Raw genomic sequence first — 4,598 nt, forward strand, 5'->3', positions numbered from 1 at the left:
TGGCAGTTTACCACCGACGAAGCAAGAATCAAACTAAAACGTCTTTACCCACAATTTAAGGATTGATGGTGTACTAGAAAAGTTAAAGCATTTCATGTATCAATTAATGATGATATAAAAGAAGCGATTAATGTAATGCTGGAGAACATGATTTTGATTTCGAATAATGATGAGCCATTTCCTGATCGTATTGAGATTCAAGGTGGTTTGAAAATACCAGATATGAGCGATGTAGTTCAAAAATTTAGCATTGCGCTTTCATTTTTACCTCCAAGTAATGCGATTAACTTAGAAAGAAAGATAAAATATGTACAACCAGTTATTGCTGCAAGTAGCAGTAGCACATTCTTTGCAGAGAATTCACAACATTCGGCTCTCCAATCAAATGCTGTGGTGCCACAAGACAGATTGTCAAACTCAAGTCAGGCATCCTTAACACTTGAAGAACTGCGAACAATTATCCATAACTGGGTTCAGAATATAAATTCAGGAGAAAACAATGTTATTTGAAATTACTGAAGAAATGGAAAAGAAAATCAGGGAATGGGATTCATGTAAATCGGTAGATGTAGCAGGAGCCAAGTTTTCCTATACATTTATTCCAACAAGTCTTGGCACTGTCATCTATGTTTATTGTGATATCTGTAATAGAAAATTGGATCTAACAGAAGACTGAAGTTAGATTAAAGGGTTAAATTACAGCAAAATTTAAATAGTCAATTCCTTTAAAGGTGGACGGGTAATAGGGGGTAATAGGGATATCTGAAGGGACAAAAGGCTAGAAAGTAAGTCAAACAAAGATGGGGGTTAGGATTATTTTATAATTCCACCTAACATTACGTTAGAGGTTGAGGGGATAGCCATGTTTAGAAAAGGCGACATAAATCTTTCATTGGTATACAGGCAAGCCACTTATCTTATAAGACAAAAGGCAGTAATTGCAAAAACATCAATTTACTATATCCAGAATGGTGTTTTGAAGGAAGAGGGTTGGGAAAGCTGCAAACTTTATTTGCAAAAGAACATTTATTTAAAAAATGGTGTCCACAATTTTCTGTCCAGTTCAATGAGAAAGCCTGAAATGACTATTTTTGCAGGTTGTAACGGGGCAGGTAAATCGACACTTATTGAAAGTTTTTTAGATAATAAAGATTCCGTAATAAATCCTGATTTATTCGCGGCGCAGTTGAATCCGCTAAACCCAAGAAGTGTAGACTTTCAAGCGGGCAGACATGCCATTGAGAAATTAAAAAGATTAATCAGTTGTAAGCAGAGTTTTCAAGTCGAAACAACACTTACAGGACATTATATGCTTAATCAAATGAAGTTGGCTAAAGAGGCAGGTTACTCAGTAATTTTATATTATATTGGTTTACAAGACGTTAGGCTCCATAAAGCTCGTGTCAAAACTCGTGTTGCAGAAGGGGGCCATTGGATTTCTAATGAAGACATAAATAGAAGATATCACACATCTTTATTAAACCTTCCTAATGCAATCGCTTGTTCAGACAAAGTTGCTATTATTGATAACTCAGGCCCTACATACGAAACAATTGTGGAGATAAAAGAGGGTAGTATTAAATATAAAAGTGAATGCTTACCCAAATGGCTTCAAAATCCGTTTCAATCGTGGTTAGAGAGTAACGAACAGTTTTAAAGAAATATCGGAGGCAAGAGAAAGAGGAAACAGGTAAATGAATTGTGATTGATCAAAATCATTAGTGTTTCCGCTCAATTCCTGTGTCGTGGAGAGAGCGGTTTTTTCTTGCCAAAGAGTGGTGGGGATAAGAGACAATGATAGGCGTTTGTAACCGGAGTCTGCACCGGCAATCATTGAGCATGGAGAAGTAAAGCTGACAAAATAAGGGGAGAGGTATAAACTGGGGGCTCTGTATTCTCTATTCCAATGGTTCAAAATAATATCTCCACTGCGCCACAAAGGCAGAGAAAATTAGTGCAATGCAAACAGCTTGTTCGAGTTTTATTACGCATTTCATGGGGAAGGATGGTATTAATGAGGCTTAAAAATTGCCCGATATTGAATCAGAAGTCAGATTGATCGGAGGAGTTTCATTATGAGGTGGCGGCTGGACGAGTTTGAAAATTTAATCATTAAAGTTATTATAGTTATGTTGTTAGGATTTGGAGTAGGTTTTTTAATGAATCATATTTGGATAAAAGCCATTGAGGCACTAAGTATAGGAGTATTATTGTTATTAATATACCTGCTGGGTAACAAAATAGATGATTTTATGAAGGATGATGAAGTTCAATAACCGTTGATCGCATTCAATGCCGATAAAGTTGAGCGGGTCTAAAAAAAATAATTGAAATCACTAAAAAAGGAGTTCATTGGTGATGGATTAGCGATATGAAAGTTGCGAAAGAGCCTAAACGGTCAACTCCGATAAGCGAAATGATGGCGAGTTCCTCGTTCTTTGATTCTAATATCAGGAGATTGAAATGTTTTATCCTTAGTACACAACATTATGATATAAAATAGAACGGACTTAAAATATATCAGTAAAATCAACACTTTCAGGACACAACTTTAATACCAAATAACAGTTTTTTGTCTGGTGATAAAAAAGTCGTGAACCGCTCAATCAGTCCCGGTGATCTTAAAAATCATCGGGACTTTCTTTATAAAAAGGTGATACATATGGAGACAATAGACAGCCGTATTAAATCGAGTTGAGATGCAAGGTATTGTATTAATGAAAAAGAAGCTGACTTACTTATGCTTTTTGATAAATTAAAGGCAGCGGATCATGATGAATTTATTAAATTCATAAAAATGAAAATAAGTCATTATTAGCGGTGTTACCATTGGACTCTTCATCCTCATCGTTTTTCGAGATGGGGATTTTTGCGTTAATGGATATTTACTTTTAGTATAGGTGTTACTTGGAAAATGTTTATGTTCGATGAAATATAGTATTTAGACTGAAACGGCGTTAAGCTAAACTGATAATGCAGCAATGAGGTTGCAGTAATAATTGATATATTTGGTGGGAGGAAGGAATTTGTTGTCAGGTACAAAGAAAAAAATCAGAGGTTGGAAAAGGCGTTTAAGAGAAATTGATGAGTGGAAACGAAGAGTCATTAACGTAGATATGGAGCAACTAAACAAATATCACAGGGATTATGCTAAGCTTTGGATTCCTCCATTCTATGGCATCCATCGTAGGAATCCCCCTGTCTGGTTCAATCGCTTGATCCTTGAAGCGATGTTGGAGGTTTATGAGAATTGGCTTCAAAAGTTCAAGGAAATGGATGAGGAGTTTTACCTAAAAATATGGTTATACGACCCGCACTTTATTAATTCCCAAATCGTGGCTGCTTATAAAGAATGTCTTTTCTTTTACGATCAAACATTCGATCTCGCAAGACAAGAACAAGAAAAGAAATTCCCTTTTGACAAATACACTTCTTTGAAAGACCAATTGGAAAAATTCAACTGGCGTCTACATATTGATAGTGATGTCTTCACAGAGAGTGACTTAATTGACAATATCCAACGAGGATGGATGAGTGAAAATGAGGTTAAAGCCATAAAGAGTAAAGCTTACAAAGTCGATTCAATCAATTTATCCGATGGGGACACTGATAAGGTGTATAGTGTGAAGGTTGGGGACGTTTGGGTCGGTTCTATAAAGCACGTATAAGACCACTATAAGAGATGGTACATTCCATGACGAGCACGACATGGAAATCTACCGCATCAAGGGAAAATGGCATCCTCCATCTATTCATATTCATTGATTTAATGTGGTGATGGCGAGGACAAACGAAGTACAACATTCACATTTTTGCCCAGGGGGTAGAGTTATGGAGGCTAAAGATGTCAGACAAAATATCGATAAGATCAGAAGCTCCAGAGACTTATGGAAAGAGTTTGAATATCAAGACCCAGACGTAAACTATTTCAAACGATATGCAGCGGCAGTTGCTATTCAATATGATTGGAAGCCTGAGGATTACGATTTAATCAAGTTGTTAATGGAGAATGAGGTTGAGAGCAGGATTCATGATCCTTACGGAGGTTGCGGGGACTCTTTAACTCTTATTTCTTATTTGTTAGCCAAGTTCCGCAGGCCGGAAAATGTATGGCTTTTTGAGAAAGCCAAATGCGCAAATTTTGATACGTATTGTGCTTATTTTAATGAATGTATTTTTTCTGCCGGAGTTGAACTGACTTGCAAGTACCTTGAGGGGTTTGAACTTACCGAATCCAATACATATTTGTTCGAACATAAAGACCAATTGAATTCACTTTTTTCAGAGCAAGATATAGGAGATTACTTTCATAGAATGACTTTACGGTTTCCCGATAGCATGGAAAAAGAGAAAACTGAAAGTCTATTAATAAAGGCAATAGATTTTGATGACCTCGAAGAGGCTGAGAAGCTTTTTGATATCCTTGAAAAGCAAGCCGAACCTGACGTGCGGACATTATATCATCGAGCAAAAGAATTGAAGAAATATGAAAAGGCCATTTTTTATAAAGAGAAGGAATTATGTTCGCCGCCTCACTATTTGGCGGAGAAAAGAGTGGTTTTCGCCAATACAACAGGCGGTGCAACAATTCATATACT

Annotated in this window: 6 protein-coding genes and 1 pseudogene; 6 read left to right on the top strand and 1 reads right to left on the bottom strand. The window is 36.5% G+C overall.

All coding sequences use genetic code 11. The features are described 5' to 3' along the window. Positions 1 to 135: 135 nt before the first annotated feature. The 3 genes from NLX71_RS25950 to NLX71_RS25960 all read left to right on the top strand — a co-directional run bounded on the left by NLX71_RS25950 (position 136) and on the right by NLX71_RS25960 (position 1,657). Positions 136 to 510, top strand: a complete 375-nt coding sequence (locus tag NLX71_RS25950) for a hypothetical protein (RefSeq protein ID WP_254366672.1) — start codon at positions 136 to 138, stop codon at positions 508 to 510. Continuing rightward, entirely contained in the window at positions 500 to 676 is a 177-nt protein-coding gene (locus NLX71_RS25955) for a hypothetical protein (protein ID WP_254366674.1), read from the top strand. Before NLX71_RS25950 ends, NLX71_RS25955 begins: the two co-directional genes overlap by 11 nt. 186 nt (positions 677 to 862) lie before the next feature. Next, positions 863 to 1,657, top strand: coding sequence for an ATPase (locus NLX71_RS25960; protein WP_254366676.1), 795 nt, complete (start codon positions 863 to 865; stop codon positions 1,655 to 1,657). Here NLX71_RS25960 and NLX71_RS25965 read toward each other — a convergent pair. After that, positions 1,634 to 1,915, bottom strand: a complete 282-nt coding sequence (locus tag NLX71_RS25965; RefSeq protein ID WP_254366678.1) for a hypothetical protein — start codon at positions 1,913 to 1,915, stop codon at positions 1,634 to 1,636. The genes NLX71_RS25960 and NLX71_RS25965 overlap by 24 nt on opposite strands. Before the next feature lie 160 nt (positions 1,916 to 2,075). Here NLX71_RS25965 and NLX71_RS25970 point away from each other — a divergent pair, with 160 nt between their 5' ends. From NLX71_RS25970 to NLX71_RS25980, 3 genes and pseudogenes are all read left to right on the top strand, one after another. Then, the gene (locus tag NLX71_RS25970) at positions 2,076 to 2,276 is read left to right on the top strand and encodes a hypothetical protein (protein ID WP_254366681.1); all 201 of its coding nucleotides are present in this window, start codon (positions 2,076 to 2,078) and stop codon (positions 2,274 to 2,276) included. Positions 2,277 to 3,029: 753 nt separating this feature from the next. Continuing rightward, complete coding sequence (locus tag NLX71_RS25975; protein WP_254366683.1) at positions 3,030 to 3,668, top strand: hypothetical protein; 639 nt, start codon at positions 3,030 to 3,032, stop codon at positions 3,666 to 3,668. 163 nt (positions 3,669 to 3,831) lie between these two features. Continuing rightward, positions 3,832 to 4,598: pseudogene (locus NLX71_RS25980) on the top strand (hypothetical protein); the annotation flags it as partial.

Origin of the sequence: Paenibacillus sp. MZ04-78.2 (genome assembly GCF_024213375.1) — a bacterium.
In the GTDB taxonomy this organism is placed as follows: domain Bacteria; phylum Bacillota; class Bacilli; order Paenibacillales; family NBRC-103111; genus Paenibacillus_G.